At 42.5% G+C, this 18812-nt stretch carries 16 protein-coding genes; 13 read left to right on the top strand and 3 right to left on the bottom strand.

Annotated features, from left to right (window positions below; all coding sequences use genetic code 11):
• The 3 genes from ABJH64_RS16310 to ABJH64_RS16300 are packed head-to-tail and all read left to right on the top strand — an operon-like array spanning position 1 to position 2620.
• Complete coding sequence (locus ABJH64_RS16310) at positions 1-279, top strand: hypothetical protein (protein ID WP_348277223.1); 279 nt, start codon at positions 1-3, stop codon at positions 277-279.
• Positions 276-1040 (top strand): MBL fold metallo-hydrolase, encoded by a 765-nt coding sequence (locus ABJH64_RS16305; protein WP_348277224.1) that lies wholly within the window; start codon positions 276-278, stop codon positions 1038-1040. The genes ABJH64_RS16310 and ABJH64_RS16305 overlap by 4 nt, the downstream gene beginning before the upstream one ends.
• A complete protein-coding gene (locus ABJH64_RS16300; RefSeq protein WP_348277225.1) occupies positions 1040-2620 on the top strand; it encodes an NFACT RNA binding domain-containing protein in 1581 nt (526 codons plus the stop codon). Before ABJH64_RS16305 ends, ABJH64_RS16300 begins: the two co-directional genes overlap by 1 nt.
• Before the next feature lie 195 nt (positions 2621-2815).
• Here ABJH64_RS16300 and pyk read toward each other — a convergent pair whose 3' ends face one another.
• Both pyk and ABJH64_RS16290 read right to left on the bottom strand, forming a co-directional pair.
• Positions 2816-4240, bottom strand: a complete 1425-nt coding sequence (pyk, locus tag ABJH64_RS16295; RefSeq protein ID WP_348277226.1) for a pyruvate kinase — start codon at positions 4238-4240, stop codon at positions 2816-2818.
• Positions 4241-4247: 7 nt separating this feature from the next.
• The gene (locus tag ABJH64_RS16290) at positions 4248-4676 is read right to left on the bottom strand and encodes an IPExxxVDY family protein (RefSeq protein WP_348277227.1); all 429 of its coding nucleotides are present in this window, start codon (positions 4674-4676) and stop codon (positions 4248-4250) included.
• 152 nt (positions 4677-4828) lie between these two features.
• On the opposite strand from ABJH64_RS16290, the gene ABJH64_RS16285 reads away from it, so the two are divergent.
• Genes ABJH64_RS16285 through ABJH64_RS16265 form a run of 5 tightly spaced genes read left to right on the top strand, consistent with a single transcriptional unit; the run spans position 4829 to position 10069 of the window.
• On the top strand, positions 4829-5065 hold the full coding sequence (locus ABJH64_RS16285) for an acyl carrier protein (RefSeq protein ID WP_057940051.1): 237 nt from the start codon (positions 4829-4831) through the stop codon (positions 5063-5065).
• 19 nt (positions 5066-5084) lie between these two features.
• Positions 5085-6335 (top strand): beta-ketoacyl-ACP synthase II, encoded by a 1251-nt coding sequence (gene fabF, locus ABJH64_RS16280; protein WP_348277228.1) that lies wholly within the window; start codon positions 5085-5087, stop codon positions 6333-6335.
• Positions 6336-6343: 8 nt separating this feature from the next.
• Positions 6344-7084, top strand: coding sequence for a ribonuclease III (gene rnc, locus ABJH64_RS16275; protein WP_348277229.1), 741 nt, complete (start codon positions 6344-6346; stop codon positions 7082-7084).
• A 32-nt stretch (positions 7085-7116) separates the two neighbouring features.
• Positions 7117-8955: an NAD(+) synthase gene (nadE, locus tag ABJH64_RS16270; protein ID WP_348277230.1), complete on the top strand. Its 1839-nt coding sequence runs from the start codon at positions 7117-7119 to the stop codon at positions 8953-8955.
• Between the two features lie 10 nt (positions 8956-8965).
• Positions 8966-10069, top strand: a complete 1104-nt coding sequence (locus ABJH64_RS16265; protein WP_348277231.1) for a prolipoprotein diacylglyceryl transferase — start codon at positions 8966-8968, stop codon at positions 10067-10069.
• On the opposite strand, the gene yidD is transcribed toward ABJH64_RS16265, so the two are convergent.
• Positions 10066-10290: a membrane protein insertion efficiency factor YidD gene (gene yidD, locus ABJH64_RS16260; RefSeq protein WP_348277232.1), complete on the bottom strand. Its 225-nt coding sequence runs from the start codon at positions 10288-10290 to the stop codon at positions 10066-10068. The genes ABJH64_RS16265 and yidD overlap by 4 nt on opposite strands.
• A 63-nt stretch (positions 10291-10353) precedes the next feature.
• Here yidD and ABJH64_RS16255 point away from each other — a divergent pair, with 63 nt between their 5' ends.
• The 5 genes from ABJH64_RS16255 (at position 10354) to ABJH64_RS16235 (ending at position 18799) form a co-directional block, all read left to right on the top strand.
• Complete coding sequence (locus ABJH64_RS16255; RefSeq protein WP_348277233.1) at positions 10354-11814, top strand: POTRA domain-containing protein; 1461 nt, start codon at positions 10354-10356, stop codon at positions 11812-11814.
• Between the two features lie 83 nt (positions 11815-11897).
• A complete protein-coding gene (locus ABJH64_RS16250; RefSeq protein ID WP_348277234.1) occupies positions 11898-12719 on the top strand; it encodes a hypothetical protein in 822 nt (273 codons plus the stop codon).
• Positions 12716-14812, top strand: a complete 2097-nt coding sequence (locus ABJH64_RS16245; RefSeq protein ID WP_348277235.1) for a helix-hairpin-helix domain-containing protein — start codon at positions 12716-12718, stop codon at positions 14810-14812. Before ABJH64_RS16250 ends, ABJH64_RS16245 begins: the two co-directional genes overlap by 4 nt.
• A gap of 66 nt (positions 14813-14878) precedes the next feature.
• Positions 14879-17308 carry a zinc-dependent metalloprotease gene (locus ABJH64_RS16240; protein ID WP_348277236.1) on the top strand — a complete coding sequence of 810 codons (2430 nt, stop codon included), beginning with the start codon at positions 14879-14881 and terminating at the stop codon, positions 17306-17308.
• Between the two features lie 114 nt (positions 17309-17422).
• Entirely contained in the window at positions 17423-18799 is a 1377-nt protein-coding gene (locus tag ABJH64_RS16235) for a tetratricopeptide repeat-containing protein (protein ID WP_348277237.1), read from the top strand.
• The last annotated feature ends 13 nt before the right edge of the window (positions 18800-18812 follow it).

Here is an 18812-nt window from a genome sequence, read left to right as displayed (position 1 = left end):
ATGGTCATAAAATACACCAAGCACTTTTTGGATAAACTTGAAAACCTGTTTGCATCCTCGGATTACACGCTGAGGTACGAAAAGGGGAATTTCAAATCTGGCTATTGCGTGTTGAATGACTCGAAAATCGTGATCGTAAATAAATATTTCCCCATGGAAGGAAAAATAAATGCGCTGATAGACATACTTATCGAACTAAACCTCGATCCGGAAGAATTCAAAGACAAAGCAAATCATGACTTCCTCACGGAACTGAGACAAACCCAATTAAAGTTTTGAAAGTAACTTTTTTAGGAACCGGCACTTCCCAAGGCGTACCGGTGATAGGCTGTACTTGCACAGTCTGCAAGTCACTGGATTTCAGAGACAAGAGATTCCGTTCTTCTGTCCATGTTCAAGTTGGGGAGTTGAGTATCGTCATCGATACCGGCCCAGATTTCCGCAGTCAGATTCTCCGAGCGGGAATAACAGCTCTCGACGCGGTGATTTTTACGCATGAGCATAAGGATCACACCGCTGGACTAGATGACATCCGCCCCTTTAATTTCAAACAACAAAGGGACATGCCGGTATTCGGCAAGCGTCAGGTTTTGGATCAAATACAACGAGAATTTGCTTACATTTTTACAGGAAAAAAATATCCAGGAGTGCCACAGGTAGAAACGATTGAGATCGATCAACACCAGTTCACTATCCAAGGAACTACCATTACACCCATCCCAGTGATGCATTACAAACTCCCAATTTTGGGATTTCGGATTGGAGATTTCACCTATATTACTGATGCAAATCACATTCCTGACGACTCGCTAAAATTGATTGAAGGCACCGAAATCCTGGTACTGAATGCATTGCAACGAGAGTCTCATATTTCACATTTTACGCTGCAAGAGGCCATAGAAATGGCTAAGAAAATCGGCGCAAAACAAACCTATTTCACGCATATTTCGCATAAGCTGGGGTCTCACCACGACGTTGACCTAGAATTACCTGAAGGAATAGCCTTGGCCTATGACGGTCTTCAGCTAACTTTGGGCTAATGCACCTCAATTATCACTTCCTGAAATTCCTCTGTCCTGAACTGGAAAAAGCGTTCTTAGGCAAAAAAATCACTTCTTGTTTTTCACAGAACAAAGATGAACTGATCATAGAAACAAACGACTCGGAAGAGTCACGTTTTATTCGGGCGCATTTTCACCCACCTCAGATTTATTTGTCTTTCCCAGAGAATTTTCAGCGAGCCAAGCGAAATAGCATCGATCTTTTCAAAGAAATAATCGGTGAAGAAATCACTGGCTGTGAGGTACTGAATTTTGAGCGTGCGTTTTATTTTAGCCTTACTTCTAGCAAAATTCTGCTTTTCAAACTACATGCAAACAGAAGTAATGTGCTGCTCTACGAGCCAGAGGGGGATTTTCCGATCAAACTTTTTCGAAATGGAATCAAAGAAGATCGGGAATTAGTCTGGAAAACCTTAGCTAAAAGCTATCCCTTGACCTGGGAAAAATTTGAGGAATTGGACGGAAATGCTTCTCGTTATCTTCCAACTCTGGGCGCTATTCCCAGGAATTGGCTCAAAGATAAAGGCTATATCGACGCTAATTTAGCTGTCAAATGGGAGCTTATGCAAGAGCTTCTAGACATGTTGGACACCCCACTTTTTTCTTTGGTAGAAAAAAACGAAGAAGTCCACTTAAGCCTTTTGCCTGAAGCAAGCCCTATCCGCACGTACTCAAATCCCATTCAAGCCGTCAATGAATTATTTTATTTGGCACTTGTCAGAGGAAGTTTTGAAAAGGAAAAAACCACACTACTCAAAAAATACCAGGAGCAACTCAAGCGAACCAATTCCTACATCGAGAAATCGTCTCAGAAGCTGGAAGAACTTCGTAATTCCCCGCCCCCCTCTCAGCTTGCAGATGTGATTATGGCCAATTTACATGAGTTTCATGGAGGGAAATTAGAGGTAGAATTGATGGATTTCTACACAGGAGAAAAGGTCTTAGTCAAACTCAAACCCAATCAAAAGCCACAGGATCTCGCCGCTTCCTTCTATCGCAAAAGCAAGAATAGGAAACTCGAATGGGAGCAGCTGGAGAAAACTATTGCGGCAAAAGTCACCCAGGCGATCAGCATCGAAGCCAAAATCGAAGAACTCAATGCCATTGATGATTTCAGAGCTTTGAAAAATTACAAGAAATCTCACGGTGAAGATAAGGTGCTTCAAAAAGACGCGTTGGTTTTACCCTTCAAAACCTTCGAGTTTGATGGCTTCCCTATCTGGGTAGGCAAATCCGCGACTGCTAACGATGAGATGCTTCGGGGCTACACGAAGAAAGACGACATCTGGCTGCACGCAAGAATGGTTCCCGGTTCTCACGTGCTTATCAAAACTTCAGGGCTCAAAAGCATCCCTACGTCCGTTCTCGAGGCTGCTGCATCATTAGCCGCTTTTTACTCCAAAAACAAAAATGAATCCCTAGCACCGGTAATCCACACCGAAGCCAAATATGTAAGAAAAGTAAAAGGTTCTCCGGCAGGTTCAGTGATGGTCGAAAAAGAGAAAGTACTGATGGTGATTCCAAAGGGACCCGAGGAGATTTTTGGGAAGGGAGAATAGGGATTAGGTAATGGTTGTTAGTTGTTGGTTGTTGGTTGTTAGTTGTTGGTTGTTAGTTGTTGGTTGTTGGTTGTTGGTTGTTGGTTGTTGGTTGCTTTTGTCTTCCTACTGCTGTTCGTTTCACATGGTTGATCAAATTGCAAAAAAAAAGAGACCTCAATTCTGAAGTCTCTTAGCATTTAGTATTAAAACTGTCTATTCAACTATATGCACCTTCAGCATATTAGTTCTTCCATTTGATTTGAGTGGCATGCTTCCGGTATTTATGATGATATCCCCCGTATTGACATGACCGTCTTCCTTCAAGGTGTCCTGGATATCCAAGAATGTAGCATCAGTAGAAACTTGATTCTCATAGAAATAGGCTCTAACACCCCAAACCAAGCTCATCTGAGTAATCAATGCCCTGTTGCGTGTAAACACAAAAACACCGGCGGACGGTCTGTGGGAAGCTATTCTAAACCCTGTGAACCCGGATGAAGTAATCCCAACAATCGCCTTAGCTTTAACATTTCTAGAAAGTCTGGAAGCCATTAAAACTAGATTGTTGCTAAGGAAGGTCTCGTCGTCCTCAGGAATTTTGTATAGGTTGTGGTAGATATCTGCATTTTTTTCCAGATAGCTGATGATGCTGCTCATCGCTTTTACAGCATTTACGGGATATTTTCCGGAGGCTGTTTCAGCAGAAAGCATTACTGCATCTGCACCATCAAGCACTGCTGTCGCTACGTCATTTGTTTCAGCACGGGTAGGACGAGGATTGACGATCATGCTCTCCATCATTTGAGTCGCAATAATTACCGGCTTGCAAGCCAACTTGCATTTTTCTACAATTCTTTTCTGCCAAAGCGGAACAATTTCCATTGGAACTTCCACTCCCAAATCACCCCGAGCTACCATGATGGCATCAGTAGCTTCAATGATCGCATCAATATTTTCTAAGGCTTCAGGTTTTTCGATTTTCGCTACGATTTTGCAAACCTTGCCTTTTGCTTGAATTCTTTCGCGTAAGTCAACAATATCATCAGCGGATCTAACAAATGAAAGAGCGATCCAATCTACCTCTTGCTCCAAACCAAAAGCGAGATCTTCAATATCCTTCTCAGTTAGAGACGGGGCACTCACTTTGGTGTTAGGAAGGTTTATACCTTTTCTAGACTTAAGAATACCACCATGAATCACGGTACAGTTGACATTCTTGCCGTCCGTGTCGTTCACTCTCACTTCTAGGTTACCATCATCTATTAGGATGCGGTCTCCACTTTGCACGTCATTAGGTAGGTTTTGATAGACGGTGCTTACCAAGCTACTTGTACCAAGTACAGGGTCGTTAGTGATCGTGATTAATTCACCTGATTTGATCTCAACTCCGTTATTTTCCACTTCACCTACACGGATTTTAGGTCCTTGCAAGTCCTGAAGAATCCCTAGGTTGAGTCCTTCGTCTTTGTTCAGTTGTCGGATTATATTCGCTACCTCAGCATGGATATCATGGGTACCATGAGAAAAATTCAAACGAAACACATTGGCTCCTGCGGCTGCAAGGCTTTTGATTGTTTCGTAATTGTTAGAAGCAGGGCCTATTGTTGCTAGGATTTTTGTTTTATTGAATTGGCTCATTAGGGATTTAATAAGTTAATAGGTTTTCTTTTGATTTAAGTTTAGTGACGTCCAGCTTCATCACATTTTGCACGTCGGGATTTTTAGCCAGCTGGTTGGCAAATGTATTAATACTTATTTGAAAGGTCTCGTCTTGCACCAAAAGGAAATAATCCATGGTTTTCAATTCTGGAATCAGATAGGAAACTTGATTTGTCGAGTTTAGGGCTTTATTTTTTAAAAGCTGAACAAATCCATGAGGTAAAGAAAGGAAATATTGAGAAATTATGAGGGTTGGAGGGGTCATAAATTCCAAAATCAAGTCATCGCATTTGACGAGGTTCATATCTAAATCTCTATTAATATGCCAAGCCATTTTATAGTCCCTTACAGGTGATACAAGCCCCAAAAGTTCGAAATCATATGTATGCTCTAGTAGTAATTTGGCCTTCTTCATGCAGTGAAAAAATCGATCAAAACAAAGTTAGAAAATATAATTCAACTTCTACGACCGAGGAATTGCTTAAAAATTTACTTGAATCTTTTCTTTGTCAATTAGGCATTAAATATATTTCTTTGCGAAGTGTTAATAACTAAACTGATCACAAAATGTCTGAAATTGCACAAAAAGTAAAAGCCATTATAGTTGACAAACTAGGCGTAGAAGAGTCTGAAGTTACTCTTGAGGCCAGCTTTACCAATGATCTTGGTGCTGATTCTCTTGATACTGTAGAATTGATTATGGAATTCGAAAAAGAGTTTAACATCTCTATTCCAGATGATCAGGCAGAGCAGATCGGTACTGTTGGACAAGCAGTGACCTACTTGGAGGCTAACGTAAAATAATAATTCCTAAATTCATTCCATGAATTTAAAAAGAGTTGTTGTAACAGGTATAGGTGCTCTCACACCCATAGGTAATTCCACAGAAGATTTCTGGAATGGATTATCTGCGGGTGTGAGCGGTGCTGCGCCGATCACCAAATTCGATGCGTCCCTTTTCAAGACACAATTTGCCTGCGAGGTCAAAAACCTCGATGTAGAGCAATTTATGGATAGAAAAGAAGCTCGGAAAATGGATCCTTTCACCCAATATGCCATGATTTCTGCTGAAGAAGCCATGCTTGATTCGGGATTGGATCTTGAAAAAATTGATAAATCAAGAGCCGGAGTAATCTTTGGGTCTGGAATCGGAGGGTTGAGAACTTTCCAAGATGAGGTGACTGCATTTTCTACGGGAGATGGCACACCACGCTTTAATCCATTCTTTATCCCAAAAATGATCGCTGATATCAGCGCAGGTTTCCTTTCTATTAAATATGGTTTTCGCGGTCCAAATTTCGTAACAGTTTCTGCTTGCGCCTCTGGTACCAATGCCCTCATTGATGCTTTTACTTACATCAGGATGGGTAAAGCTGATATATTCATCAGCGGTGGTTCCGAAGCAGCAGTCACCGAAGCTGGAGTTGGTGGGTTTAACGCAATGAAAGCACTTTCCCAACGAAACGAATCCCCCGAAACAGCCTCAAGGCCTTTCGATAAGAATCGTGATGGTTTTGTTTTAGGCGAAGGCGCAGGAACGTTGATCCTAGAAGAATTAGAACATGCTAAAGCTCGTGGTGCCAAAATCTACGCTGAACTGGTAGGCGGGGGCATGACCGCTGATGCTCATCACATTACAGCTCCTCATCCTGAGGGACTAGGAGCAAGCAGCGTGATGAAAATAGCACTGGAAGATGCTGGCCTTAAGCCGGAAGACATCGATTACATCAATGTCCACGGTACCTCTACCCCTCTGGGTGATGTAGGCGAAATCAAAGCCATTCAGGAGGTTTTTGGAGAGCATGCTTACAAGTTAAATATCAGTAGTACCAAGTCTATGACTGGTCACCTACTCGGGGCAGCTGGGGCTATTGAAGCCATTGCTTGTATTTTTGCCATCAATAAAGGCATAGTACCTCCTACGATCAACCACTTCGAAGATGATGAAGCTTTTGATCCGAGATTAAATTTGACTTTCAATACAGCGCAGAAGAGAGAAGTTAATTATGCGTTGAGTAATACGTTTGGATTTGGTGGACATAACTGTTCAGTAATTTTCAAAAAATATAACTAATCTGAATTTTGAAATTATTTCAAAGACTCGGATTTAATTATCTCTTCTTAAGTGAAAAAGACAAAAGGCTTGCTTCCTCCATCAGACTGATGACGGGGAGCAGGCCTTTTAATTTATCTCTTTACAAATTAGCACTCACTCCTTCGGGTCTTGGACAAGAAACTTCTCAAGGGTTTCGACTTTCCAATGAGCGCTTGGAATTCCTGGGTGATGCTATTTTAGGAGCAGTCATCGCCGAGTTCCTTTTTCAAAAATACCCCTTCCGAGATGAAGGATTTCTGACCGAAACCAGGTCTAAATTGGTCAATAGAGAAACTCTCAACGAAACCGGAATAAAAATCGGACTTCGGAAAGCGCTGGATGAGGAAATAGGTGAACGTCATTTCACCGGCAATAAATCACTTTATGGAGATATGCTCGAAGCATTTCTAGGCGCAATCTACCTAGATAAGGGCTATCATTTTACCAAAAAATTCATCATCCATCGCATCCTTCTTCACTTTGATGTGGAAAACATGATCGCAACCACGACGAACTATAAGAGTAAAATCATAGAGTGGTCACAAAAAGAAAACAAAGAAATCGAATTTGTGGTCCTTAGTGTCATTGGCAATCAACGATTCAAAGAGTTTAAGGTGGCTTTGCAAGTAGAAAATCAGGAAGTAGCGCAGGGAAAAGGCAGCACCAAAAAAAAAGCAGAACAGGAAGCTTCCAAAAATGCCTGCGAAACTTTAAAAATCGCAACCTAGCGTCCTAACTTTAGGTCTAATCAATCCATTACATGTCTTCAATAAAAATAGCCGGGGCAACCGTCAACCAAACACCGCTGGACTGGTCAGGCAATCTGAGTAGAATTATTCTGGCGATTGAGGAGGCAAAAAAGCAGGAAGTCGAAATCCTCTGTCTGCCAGAATTGGCAATCACAGGATATGGATCTGAAGACTTGTTTTTGAGCTATTGGTATCCCAAAAAAGCACTCGCCCAGCTTGAGCTAATACTTCCTCATTGTTCAGAAATCACGGTAGCTGTAGGTCTGCCTGTTAGAATTCAGGACAAAGTATTCAACTGCGTAGCAGTGATTGAGAACACCGTCGTAAAAGGTTTCGTGGCCAAGCAATTCATGGCTATTGATGGAGTTCATTATGAATTCCGATGGTTTACGCCTTGGCCTGCAAATGAAGTTATTGAATTCGAATTTTTGGCGCAGCGTGTACCGCTAGGGGATCTAACTTTCCATCATAAAAACATCCACTATGGCTTTGAGATCTGTGAGGACGCCTGGAGGGGCAAACTCAGGCCTGGCTATAGATTATGCGATCGAAAAGTCGATTTGATATTCAACCCAAGCGCCAGTCATTTTGCGATGGGAAAAACATACCTTCGAAAAGAGCTGGTGGAAGAAAGCTCTGCTACCTTTGATTGCTTCTATTGCTACGCAAATTTATTGGGTAATGAATCGGGTCGAATGATTTTCGATGGAGAAGTGATGCTGGCTAAATCCGGAAAACTACTCGCAAAAAACAAGCTTTTGTCCTTTAAAGATTTTCAGGTTTGCAGTTTTTATCTAGAGCCAAAAGTCCAGGAAATCGCACCTATATCTTCAAAAAACGAGGAATTCGTCCAAGCTTCAAGTTTGGCACTCTTTGATTATATGAGAAAAAGCCGAAGTTCAGGCTTTGTACTTTCACTGTCTGGTGGAGCTGATTCATCCACAATAGCCATTTTGGTAGCAGAAATGGTGAAGCGGGGTATAGACGAATTAGGCTTGGATGATTTTTGCAAAAAAGCTGGAATCCAAAACCTTCCTACGTCAGGTAACCCTGAAAAAGAATTGATGAGTAAGCTACTCACCACGGCATATCAAGGGACACGAAACTCTTCAGAAGACACCTTTGCTTCAGCCAATTCTCTGGCAGAAAGCATAGGAGCTACGTTCTACCGCTGGGACATCGATGAGGAAGTAGATTCCTACACTACAAAAATCGAAAAAGCTATCGGAAGAAAACTTACGTGGGAGCAAGACGACATTACCTTACAAAATATCCAAGCGCGAACCCGCTCCCCTATCATCTGGATGCTAGCCAACCTCAATAATGCACTTTTACTCACTACTTCCAACAGAAGTGAAGGTGATGTGGGCTATGCGACCATGGATGGTGACACTTCAGGAAGTATCTCACCGATAGCGGCTGTGGATAAATATTTTATCCTTAACTGGCTCAGTTGGGCTGAAAAAAACTTGGATCGTCCAGGATTGGCGAAAGTGAATTCCTTACAGCCTAGTGCGGAGCTTCGGCCTATCGAAAGAACCCAAACAGACGAAAAAGATCTGATGCCTTATTCTGTGATCGTAGAAATAGAAAAACTTGCAATTCGTGATCGCCGATCCCCCATGGATGTTTATCTCATCCTTTCAGAGGAACTTGAGCTGGAATCGGCCACATTGAAAGGCTATATCAAAAAATTCTTCCAACTTTGGTCCCGCAATCAATGGAAAAGGGAACGACTCGCGCCTTCCTTCCATTTGGATGAGTTCAATGTGGACCCAAAAACCTGGTACAGATTTCCGATTTTATCAGGAGGATTTGCAGAAGAACTGGCACAACTAGATCAACTATAAACTTGAAATTATGCTTGAATTAATCATGAACTATATGGTTTGGGATCCGAATCCTTCCGTCATTCACGGCTGGGACAGACCACCTTGGTATAGTATTCTTTTTGCTGCAGGATTTGTTATCTCGCAGCAGTTCATGGTTCATTTCTTCAAGAAAGAAGGTCAAAACCCAGAATTGGTGGACAAACTAACCATCTATATGGTAGTAGCCACCATTGTAGGTGCTAGACTTGGTCATGTGCTTTTCTATGAGCCTGCCAAGTATTTGAGTAATCCCATCGAAATCCTTAAAGTATGGGAAGGTGGCCTTGCGAGTCACGGAGCGGCTATTGCTATTTTATTTGCGCTTTGGCTGTATGCTAGAAAAACTCCAGGGCAAAGCTATCTCTGGGTGGTAGATCGTATCGTAATCGTAACTGCACTGACTGGAGCACTGATTCGATTTGGGAATTTGATGAATTCTGAAATCGGCGGAAAAGATACCGGTACAGATTATGGGATAGTTTACGCTTGGGACACCGAAGATCTACTCTCCACCCTGAAAGTGCCAATTGAATCAATTGACCCATACAAGCCAGCCGATCGCCAAAATGAATTGGTTGGAAATGGAATTGTCCCGGTAAATATTGACTTAAAAATCAATAAGGGAGCCTATTCCTTGGAAGAGTTGGAGACTACGCTGCGGCGAGATATCAAGTACGCGTTGACTCAATTCGGCTCAAGTCAGGAGTATATGGCGGAGTCAAAAGAAAATCCATTGGCGATGGAAATAGCTGACAAGGGAGATCACTACTTAGTGACAATACAAACCTTTGGCAGAACCAAACACCCTACTCAGATCTACGAATCACTATCTTATTTCGTGATATTTCTGATACTTTATGGCCTTTGGAACAAGTATAAAGAAAGACTACCGGAGGGTATCCTGCTTGGTCTTTTCCTCATTTCAGTATTTGGAATGCGGTTTATCTGGGAATTCTTCAAAGAAAGCCAGGTGGACTTCGAAGATGCTATGTCCTTTAATATGGGACAATTATTGAGTGTTCCGTTGGTGATAGCCGGGGTGATATTAGTGATTCGAGCTTTGCAAAAAGGCTTGAAACCTGTTAAAAATTAAGGAATCGGATCATGCCCGTGGCCTCCCCAGGGATGGCAACGGGCTATTCGTTTTAACCCCATCCAACCTCCGCTGAACACTCCATGCTTCAGGATGGATTCCTTCATGTATTGGCTACAGGTAGGTGTAAATCTACAGCTTGAAGGAAACAAAGGAGAAATGGTGTATTGGTACACCAATACTGGAAATATAGCTATCTTTCGGAGTATGGATTTTACCATGACTAAGTCCTAAAATTGTGGTGACTGCGTAAGTAACCAATAATAAACCTTCTGAATTCCCTCTTGATTATCAAGACTTCAAATATCCTTTATTTCTTTCTACTCTTCCTAGTTCTTTTTTTTAAGGCGGGAGAAAGTATTTCCTATGCGCAGGATGACACCTCTCTGGCGCCGGCAGTAGCTAGTTCTCCTGATAGTGTCAAAGTCAATAATATCTTTATCATAGGTAATGTCAAGACAAAGAAGAGTGTCATACTGAGAGAGTTGGATTTTTCTACAGGGTTCTACTACGATTGGAATACCTTTTTAGAGATACTTATCGCTGATCAAAAGAAGATTTACAACCTCAGGCTGTTCACCTCTGTAGAAATCACCCCCCTGATCACCGGTGACAACGAAGTAGAAATTCTGATTACGGTGAAAGAACGTTGGTACATTCTACCTCAAATAATTTTTGAACTTGCTGACAGGAATTTTTCCGAATGGTGGACCAATCAAAACCGGGACTTCTCCAGAGTAAACTATGGCCTCAGATTAAGCCATAGCAATGTTGGGGGCAGAAATGACAAGTTAAGGTTTGCTGGGCAGCTGGGGTTTACCAAAGCACTGGACCTTCAATACAGTAAACCTTACATAGATAAAAAGCAGAAACACGGACTTGGTGCGCAGTTATCCTACCGAGAAAACAAGACAATTGCGATCAGATCAGAAAACAATAAGCAGGTATTTTATACTGACGAAAATGAAGACATCATACGAAGAAGTTTTGTTGGCGCTCTGAAATACACCTACCGAAGAAGTTACTACAACTACCATTTCCTTACGCTAGGCTATAGCTCTACTTGGGTAGCGGATGATGTGTTGATGGAAAATCCTGAATATTTCCAACATGGGGGCAACAACCTTCGGTATGCCTTTGCAACCTACACTTTCAGACATGACAGAAGAGATAATGTCTCTTATGCTACAGATGGTGAACTTCTCCAAGTCTCCGTTACCAAATACGGAATCATATTTACCGAAGAGCTAGATGAAGTAGAAGTGAATCTCACGGCAAACAAATACTTTAAGCTCTCGGATAAATTCCATTTTAATACCGGCCTGACAGCCAACTGGTTTTTGAGCCAGAGTCAACCTTACACACTAGTCCGGGGAATTGGATACAGTCCTAATTTCATAAGAGGTTATGAGCTGAATGTGGTAGAAGGTCAGCAGCTCTACGTACTGAAAAATAGTTTTCGATGGAAATTTGTGGATTGGGAAATTGATATTTCCAACCTGGTCAAGCTAGAGCAATTCAGCACCATTCCTATTCGCCTCTACTTGAGTGCTAATTTCGACAGTGGCTATGTGAAGGACAGAAACCACATCCCTGAAAACGCTCGTCTTACTAACAAGTACCTGATGGGATATGGAACAGGGATAGATATGGTAGGATTCTATGACATGGTTTTCCGCTTTGAATACTCATTGAACAATAGCAAAGAGGGGAATTTCTTCTTTAACTTTTCTGCGCCTTTCTAGTCTCTTTGCCGAAAAATTTTTAAGTATTTGAATTGAATGACAAGTTTTTAACTAAATTAGTTAACACTTTTTATCAATTCATTATGAGGCAATTAACTTTTTTGTGCTTCCTGCTTCTTCTACTTTTCGAAGTTCATGGACAGACAGATCCCCTCACCCAAGTTCATGGTGCTAGAAGTCAAGGGATGGGCAATCTGCGTGTACATGGCTTAGATACCTGGAGTTATTTTAACAATCCCGGAGGTTTGGCAAAATTGGAAGAATCTGCGATTGCGGCCGGATATGACAATCGCTTCGGCCTCAAAGAACTAAGTACTGTAGATCTAGTAGGTGCCTGGAAGGTAGATGCCGGGACATGGGGATTTGGAGTTTCTCATTATGGGGGAAAACTTTTCAATCAGCAAGCTTTAGGGGTTGCCTTCGCCAATCAGCTCGGAATAGTAAGTATAGGTGCCAAATTGGAATGGTTTCAGACACAGATTGAAGGTTTTGGATCAGGTCACAGTGCGATTTTCAGCCTCGGTGGTATGGCAGAACTTAGCCCTAAGTTCTCCATCGGCGCAAGTATTTCCAATCTCAATCGCTCCAAAATTTCCAAAGATTCAGAATCAAGACTCCCTACTGGCGTAAGCCTAGGTTTACGCTATACTCCCATCTCCGAGCTTCAGCTTCACCTTGAAGTAGAAAAAGACATTTCGATTAAACCAATCGTAAAGGCAGGATTGGAATACGCAATCAGGGATTGGATATTCCTACGAACGGGAATTAATAGCAATCCGAGCAGGATATTTTTTGGAATTGGGCTGAAATCAAGTCGATTAAACTTGGATTATGCCTACGGTCAAAATCAAGCACTCGGGAGCACCCATCACCTCAGCCTAGGCCTTTCATTTTCGAAAAAATGAAAACGTACTTCCTCCTAGTGATTGCCTTACTTTTCACCCGCTTCACTGTGATGGCGCAGCAACCTCCTGTCCTAGAAATCGACCTGGAGTCCTTCATCGAGAGGCTTTTTCCTGTTCAGGACGAGGATATAGATTATGAAGCAATCTACGAAGTCCTTCTCCAATTGTATCTGAACCCCATCGATATCAATAGAGCAAACGCTGAAAGGCTCGCCGCCAGCTACCTTCTTGACCCTAGCCAAATCAGCAATTTAATCGATTATAGAACTACCTATGGCTCGTTGATCTCTCTCTATGAACTTCAGGCCGTTCCAGGTTTTGACTTGAAAACAATCGATCAAATTCTTCCTTTTCTAACATTAGGATCCGGATATTCCAGCCAAACTCAGTCCTTTTGGAAGCGAGTGATATTCGAAGAGCAAGCCTATTTCATACTTCGCCATCGACGTACCTGGGAGACTAGAAAAGGCTTCACTCCTCCCGACACCAGCTCCACCGGAAAAATCTCAAGCAGATACCTAGGCGATCCCAACGAACTCTATTTACGATTCCGCATCCAACACACCCGGGATTTCAGTCTGGGATTTACTTTAGATAAAGATCCAGGAGAACCGTTCACATGGGACGCCACAACAGCCCGATATGGTTTCAATTTTTTCTCTTTTCACTTCACGAAGTACTTTGTAGGCAAATGGAAAACCATCGCTTTGGGAGATTATCAAGCTCAATTTGGTCAAGGATTAGTCTTTGGAGCTGGATATTCTTTGGGAAAAGGGGCAGAGACTGTTCCCACAGTCCGGAGAAGCAGTGTGGGGATTCTACCCTACACAGCCGCGCTAGAGTTTGGCTTTTTCCGCGGAGCGGGTCTTACTTATGAAAGTGGAAAATGGCAAAGCACCTTGATCGCATCTTACGCCCCACGCGATGGCCGGGCAGCAGCCAGCCTAGACACATTGGACACCGGCAATCTGACGATCAGTTCTTTCAACCAAAGCGGCTTGCACCGTACGTCGAGTGAACTCGCCACTAAAAATCAATTTAGAGAAATAAGCTTAGGTGGAAATGTGCAGTTCACTTCTGGCAAACTACAAGCTGGTTCCAACTACCTATTCACAAAATTTGATCGCTCCTGGGAAAGGGAACCTACCCTCTATAATCGCTACGAATTTGCCGGGCAAACCAACCAGGTGGGTAGCTTGTACTTGAGCTATAACTGGAAAAACTTCTTTCTGTTCGGGGAATCGGCCATTTCTCAATCCGGTGGTAAAGGCAATGTGCTAGGTTTTATTTCAAGTTTGAGCAAAGAGATCGATTTTTCGGTGCTTTGGAGAAAATACGACAAGGACTTCCACAGCTTCTATGCAAATTCCTTCGCGGAAAGCACCAGACCAATCAATGAGCAAGGCGTATATCTGGGAATTCAAATCAAACCTATTCCGCGCTGGAAAATCAATGCATATTATGATTTTTTCAACTTCCCATGGCTCAGGTATCGCGTGTATGCGCCTTCCAATGGCTATGAATGGCTGGCTAGAGTTAGTTTCCAACCTACTAGAAACCTTACCGCTTTTATTCAGATTCGAGAGGAACAAAAGGACCGAAATCTCTCCGACTCAGGAGCTCCTAGCCTTCCCTATCAAATCCAACCTTTGAACAAGATCAATGGCTTGCTCAGTCTGGAATATCAGGTGAGCAAAGCCTTCTTTTTCAGATCCAGAATACTTTTTAGTCGAGTAAACTATAACAGTCAAAAAACCTCAGGCTTTATGATCCTGCAGGATGCGCAGTACAATTTCAGCAAATTCAGAGTGACAGGCAGAATCGCTCTTTTTGACACAGATGATTACGACACACGGCTATATGCTTTTGAAAACAACGTACTCTGGACATTCTCTCTACCAGCATTTTCTGGTCAGGGAATGCGTTATTACATACTTGCACAGTATCAGATCACGCCCCAACTCACCTCTTATTTCCGATATTCCAGGACTTCCTACACCGACCGGGAAGTGATCAGTTCTGGCCTTCAGGAGATCGATGGGCCCAACCAAACGGAGACCGCCTTACTGCTACGATACATGCTTCATAGGTAAATTTCCATCAATGGTATTAGCCGACGCTTCGTTTTTTGATAATTTGTAGCCAAACCTCTTTACTCTATGAAAAGAACCTTACAACTCACCATTATTTTCCTTTTTTCTCTTAATCTAAGTTTTGCTCAGAATCTCGACTTGAGTAAAATGAGCAAGAAAGATGGATTCATACCTTTTTATCTAGATGAAGAAAAAGGAAAAATCTATTTGGAAATTGACAAACTTGAATGGGAATTTCTTTATGTGAATTCCCTCACTGCCGGAGTAGGTTCCAATGATATAGGTTTGGATCGAGGACAATTGGGAGATACTAGGATTGTGGAATTCAGAAGATCAGGCAATAAGCTTTTCCTAGTGCATAAAAACTATGATTTCCGCGCCTATTCAGATAATCCTGCAGAAGTTCAATCAATCCAAGATGCATTTGCAGAATCGATCTTGTGGGGTTTTGAAATCGCTGAAAAAGACGGAGACAAGTTGATCGTTGATGCTACTTCTTTTTACCTTCAGGATGTTCATGGCGTGGGAGAAACGTTGACTAGAAGCCGTCAAGGATCATTCAGACCAGATGCGAGCCGTTCAGGATTGTATTTCCCAATGACCAAAAATTTCCCTCAAAACACTGAAGTGGAAATGACGATTACCCTGACTGGGCAAGCAACTGGGGGAAATCTACGGTCGGTCACACCGAGTCCAGACGCAGTCACCGTTCGCCAACGCCATTCCTTCATCCAACTTCCGGATGATCAATACCAGCCAAGGGAATTTGATCCAAGAGCAGGCTTTGGAAGTATTTCCTATATGGACTTCACCACTCCAATATCGGAACCGATCATGAAGCGATTCATCGCGCGGCATCGACTGGAGAAAAAAGACCCGAACGCAGCAATGTCAGAAGCAGTCGAACCAATTGTGTATTACCTAGATCGAGGAACCCCAGAGCCTGTGGCTTCGGCTTTGATCGAGGGTGGTAACTGGTGGAATCAAGCGTTTGAAGCCGCAGGATTCATTAACGCCTTCCGTGTGGAGCTTGCTCCAGAAGGCATGGACCTGATGGACGTACGGTACAATGTGATTCAATGGGTTCACCGATCCACCCGTGGTTGGTCTTATGGAGCAAGTGTGCGCGACCCAAGAACGGGAGAGATTATGAAAGGCCATGTTTCGCTGGGTTCACTTCGTGTCAGACAGGATTACCTGATAGCCCAAGGACTTTTGCAGCCCTTCGAAGATGGAGCACCCGAAAATCCAAAAATGCTTGAATTGGCAGTGGCCAGACTAAAACAGCTTTCTGCACATGAGATCGGTCACACCATAGGCTTGGCACACAGCTACGCTACTTCAGCCGATAACCGCTCTTCGGTGATGGACTATCCCTATCCCATGATCACAGAAACTGTCAATGGAGAACTAGATCTCAGCAATGCCTACGACGACAAAATCGGTGATTGGGACAAATGGGCTATCAAATATGGCTATGCCACTACTCCAGCTGGACAGAATGAAGAAGAATTTTTAAAGAAAACACTAGAAGACACCTACACTGCGGGTCATCAATTCATTACAGATTCAGATTCGCGAGATCCTAGCGGAGCACATCCAACTTCACACCTTTGGGACAATGGCTCCTCGGCACCAGAAGAACTCGAGAGAATGTTAAAATTGAGAGCAAACCGTATGAAAACTTTTGGTTTGAATGCGATTCCTGAAGGTCAGCCAACTGCGCTTTTGGAGGAAGTTTTTGTACCTCTTTACTTGATGCATAGATTCCAGATAGAAGCTACAAGTAAGCTACTGGGTGGAGTAGATTATCGATATAAAATAAAAGGCGACAATCAGCCAAATCACGGGTGGGTACATTCTGAGGAGCAAGAAGCGGCTTTGCAAGCCTTGTTGAAAACCATTTCTCCAGATCAACTACAGGTGCCAGACCATATCTTAAAGCTAATCCCACCACGACCATTCGGCTACGGCAGAAACAGAGAAACATTCGTTTCGAGGGTAAGTCCAATGTTTGATCCAATCGCACCAGCAGAAACAATTGTTGATCTGACCTTTGACTTTCTACTAGATGGAGCTAGAGCAAATAGAATCTACTTGCAGCATTTACAGCAAAACAACCTTTTTGGCTTAAATGAGATGTTGACAAGTATAGAAAAACAGGTATTCACAAATTTAAAAACAGAGGACATTACGTTAGAAATATCCCTGATGACTCAGTCAAAATATGTAGATCATCTGATTGCCTTAGCCAGAAATGCAGATGTCTCCAATACCATAAGAGCAATTGCTAGAGGGAGATTGAGAAATATTGCAGCTTTCCAACTAAGCTCAACCTTCACCGATAAGGCATCAAGCCAGCACTTCACCTATTTAAGCGAGAAGATAAACACGTTCTTAACTTTGCCTGAAGAGCTGATCATTCAAGAAACTCTAAAAGCACCAGACGGCTCACCTATAGGTATGTCGGAGATGAGTTGTGATTTTGAGTATTGAAGCAATTTCAATTCTAAACAATAAAATCGGGTAGAAACACCCGATTTTATTGTTTTAAACCATTGAACCCGAATGGTATAACGCTTATATTGAATTTTTAAACCTAACATTTTTATGGGAAATCCTAAAAAGCGCTGTTTTGTAGTAATGGGATTTGGTACCAAAACAGACTATGTAAATGGTCGAAAACTCGATCTGAACAAATCCTATAAATACCTAATCAAGCCGGTAGTAGAGTCTAAAGGAATTGAGTGTGTGCGTGCAGATGAAATCCTCCACTCAGGTTCCATTGATGTACAAATGTATAAAGAGTTACTCACGGCAGATTTAGTGATCGCGGATCTATCTACTTCGAACAGCAATGCCATCTATGAACTTGGGATCAGACATGCTTTAAGACCTTACACTACGATAGTGGTTTCTGAAGACAAACTTGTTTATCCATTTGATCTCAACCACATAGTCATCAGCCAATACAATCATCTAGGGGAAGCAATAGATATAGAAGAAGCAGAGCGATTCAAAGAACGTTTGGGACAGCAAATCGAAGCTGTAATCAATAAGGGTGAATCGGACAGTCCAGTATATACTTATCTGAATTCCCTGATCCCTCCCAAGATCCAGGATGTGCTGGAAGCCGCTGTGGAAAAAGAAGCAGAAACACATAAGGCAGCCCCAGATACAGGCGAGGTATTGTCTAAAATAATCCAGGATGCCGAAGACTTTGTGGAGCAAAAAGAATTTGAAAAGGCTAAACAACTTTTTCAAACGGCGGTAATCTTAGCTAAAATGAATTCCGCCCAACCCGACACCTATTTGATACATAGGTTGGCTTTCACCACTTACAAAAGTGCCAAACCAGATCTCGTCAGTGCGCTGTACGAATCCATGAAATTGCTGCAATCGATCAACCTCGCCCACACCAACGACCCTGAAACAGTGTCCATGGCTGGCGCAATTGAGAAAAAACTCTTTGAATGTGGACAGGGCGATCAGCACTTGGAGGAGGCACTACTTTATTTTCTTCGTAGCTACTACACCCTAAACAATCGATACAATGGGATCAACCTTGCATTGGCCTACGTCTATCGGTCAAATTCCAGTCTTTCTACTACGCACCATGATAAAGTGGCAGATCTGGTCATCGCCAAAAGAACATGGGAAAGAGTTTTGTTTCTATGCGAACGAGACTATCCAGTGATTTTGGAAAAGGAAAAAAAAGACCAAGCAAGATTGGCGGACGGCACAACGGATGGAAAAGAACTCAAAGAGTATTACGACGCTCAGAAATTCTGGATTTCTGCCAATAGAGCAGAAGCTTATTTTGGACTAGGACGCTTTGAAGAATACAACAACTACCTGGAACTAGCCAAAAATAATCCGCATCCACTCTGGATGTGGGAAAGCTTTACAGGACAAATGGGTAAATTAGCAGTTGAATTGACCAAAGCAGGTCATTTGATGGAACCTATCTGGAAGGCTCCTGTTTAATTAGCCAAACGAT

The organism is Algoriphagus sp., from assembly GCF_039969895.1.
In the GTDB taxonomy this organism is placed as follows: Bacteria; Bacteroidota; Bacteroidia; order Cytophagales; family Cyclobacteriaceae; genus Algoriphagus.
Note: the sequence above shows the minus strand (reverse complement) of the source record. Positions and strands in the feature narration are given on the sequence as shown.

What these genes read in the sequence shown, in the direction of transcription:
- ABJH64_RS16310 (WP_348277223.1), top strand. Translation starts at nt 1, where the DNA reads ATGGTCATAAAATACACCAAGCACTTTTTGGATAAACTTGAAAACCTG.
- ABJH64_RS16300 (WP_348277225.1), top strand. Translation starts at nt 1,040, where the DNA reads ATGCACCTCAATTATCACTTCCTGAAATTCCTCTGTCCTGAACTGGAA.
- pyk (WP_348277226.1), bottom strand. Translation starts at nt 4,240, where the DNA reads ATGAGCCAATTCAATAAAACAAAAATCCTAGCAACAATAGGCCCTGCT.
- ABJH64_RS16290 (WP_348277227.1), bottom strand. Translation starts at nt 4,676, where the DNA reads ATGAAGAAGGCCAAATTACTACTAGAGCATACATATGATTTCGAACTT.
- ABJH64_RS16285 (WP_057940051.1), top strand. Translation starts at nt 4,829, where the DNA reads ATGTCTGAAATTGCACAAAAAGTAAAAGCCATTATAGTTGACAAACTA.
- fabF (WP_348277228.1), top strand. Translation starts at nt 5,085, where the DNA reads ATGAATTTAAAAAGAGTTGTTGTAACAGGTATAGGTGCTCTCACACCC.
- nadE (WP_348277230.1), top strand. Translation starts at nt 7,117, where the DNA reads ATGTCTTCAATAAAAATAGCCGGGGCAACCGTCAACCAAACACCGCTG.
- ABJH64_RS16265 (WP_348277231.1), top strand. Translation starts at nt 8,966, where the DNA reads ATGCTTGAATTAATCATGAACTATATGGTTTGGGATCCGAATCCTTCC.
- yidD (WP_348277232.1), bottom strand. Translation starts at nt 10,290, where the DNA reads ATGGTAAAATCCATACTCCGAAAGATAGCTATATTTCCAGTATTGGTG.
- ABJH64_RS16250 (WP_348277234.1), top strand. Translation starts at nt 11,898, where the DNA reads ATGAGGCAATTAACTTTTTTGTGCTTCCTGCTTCTTCTACTTTTCGAA.
- ABJH64_RS16245 (WP_348277235.1), top strand. Translation starts at nt 12,716, where the DNA reads ATGAAAACGTACTTCCTCCTAGTGATTGCCTTACTTTTCACCCGCTTC.
- ABJH64_RS16240 (WP_348277236.1), top strand. Translation starts at nt 14,879, where the DNA reads ATGAAAAGAACCTTACAACTCACCATTATTTTCCTTTTTTCTCTTAAT.
- ABJH64_RS16235 (WP_348277237.1), top strand. Translation starts at nt 17,423, where the DNA reads ATGGGAAATCCTAAAAAGCGCTGTTTTGTAGTAATGGGATTTGGTACC.